1 protein-coding gene is annotated in these 1,430 nt (G+C 75.0%); it reads right to left on the bottom strand.

The window, feature by feature from the left end:
- Positions 1 to 1,430: acyltransferase domain-containing protein (locus HG543_RS53635; protein ID WP_169352671.1), on the bottom strand; the 1,430-nt coding region annotated here is incomplete at both ends.

The following is a 1,430-nucleotide window of genomic DNA, read 5'->3' as shown; positions in this document are numbered from 1 at the left end:
CTCCAGTCCACCGCCACCCCCGCCACCCAGAGGCGGCCCAGCGTGTTGAGGGCGAAGCGCAGGTCCGAGCCCGGCTCTCGCGGCGCGCGCATGGAGGCCAGCACCAGCGTGGGGCTTCCCCGCTCGACGAGGGCCCGCGCCAGCGAGCCCAGCGTGCGCCCGGGGCCCACCTCCAGCAGCACGCGCGACGGGTCCTCCAGCAGCGTGCGCACGCCCTGCCCGTAGCGCACCGCCTGACGCAGGTGCCGCGCCCAGTAGCCGGGGCTGGTGGCCTCCTCGGCGGTAATCCAGGTCCCCGTCAGCCCGGACACGAAGGGCAGGGTGGGCGCGCTCAGCTTCAGCCGGCCGACGAAGGCGGAGAACGCCGGCAGGATGGGGTCGATGAGGTGCGAGTGCGCCGCCACGTCGATGTGGACGCGCCGGTGCTCGACGCCCTTCGCGGCCAGGTCCGCGGACAGCGCGTCCACCGCCGCCACGTCACCGGCCACCACACACTGCGAGGGCCCGTTGACGGCGGCCAGCGACAGCCGCGCGCCCAACAGGGGCCGCACCTCGTCCTCCGGCAGCGCCACGCTCACCATGGCGCCCGGCGTGAGCTGCTCGAACAGGCGCCCGCGCTCGGCCACCAGCGCCAGCGCGTCCTCCACGGAGAAGACGCCCGCGAGGCAGGCGGCCACGTACTCGCCCATGCTGTGGCCCAGCATCGCCTCGGGCTTGATGCCCCAGGACTCCCACAGCTTCGCCAGGGCGTACTCCACGGTGAACAGGGCGGGCAGGCCCACCGACGGGCGCGGCAGCGGCGCTCCGGCGTCCTCGCCCTGACCCGTGACGGGGTAGAGCGCCTCCTTCAGCGACGGCCCGCCCCGGCGCGAGAACAGCGCGGCGCACGCGTCGAAGGCCTCGCGGAAGGTGGGCTCCTGCTCGTACAGCTCCTGCCCCATGCGCAGGTGCTGCGCGCCGCCCCCGGGGAAGAGGAAGACCACGGGGCGGCCCCCGTCCTTCGCCTGGCCGGTGTGGACGCGCTCCAGGTCCAGCTCCGCCAGCACGTCCGCCGCGTCCTCGCCGTCCTGACACACCACCGCCCGCCGCCACGCGAAGGCCTTGCGGCCCACCTGGAGCGTGTGCGCCACGTCCGCGAAGTCCTGCTCCGGATGGGCCGGCAGGTGCGAAGCCAGCCGGCGGGTGGCCTCGTCCAGCGCCGTCTCCGACTTCGCGGAGAGCACCACCAGCTGCCAGGGCCGCGAGGGGCCGGAGGGCGCGCGCCGGGGCGCCTCCTCCAGGATGGCGTGGGCGTTGGTGCCGCCGATGCCGAACGAGCTGACGCCCGCGCGGCGCGGCTTGCCCTGGGGGGCCCACTCCTTCGCCTCGGCGTTGACGTAGAAGGGGCTGTGCTCCCAGTCGATGTTGGGGTTGGGGGCGCGGAAGTGGAG

The sequence above is a fragment of the Pyxidicoccus fallax genome (assembly GCF_012933655.1).
In the GTDB taxonomy this organism is placed as follows: Bacteria; Myxococcota; Myxococcia; order Myxococcales; family Myxococcaceae; genus Myxococcus; species Myxococcus fallax.
Note: the sequence above shows the minus strand (reverse complement) of the source record. Positions and strands in the feature narration are given on the sequence as shown.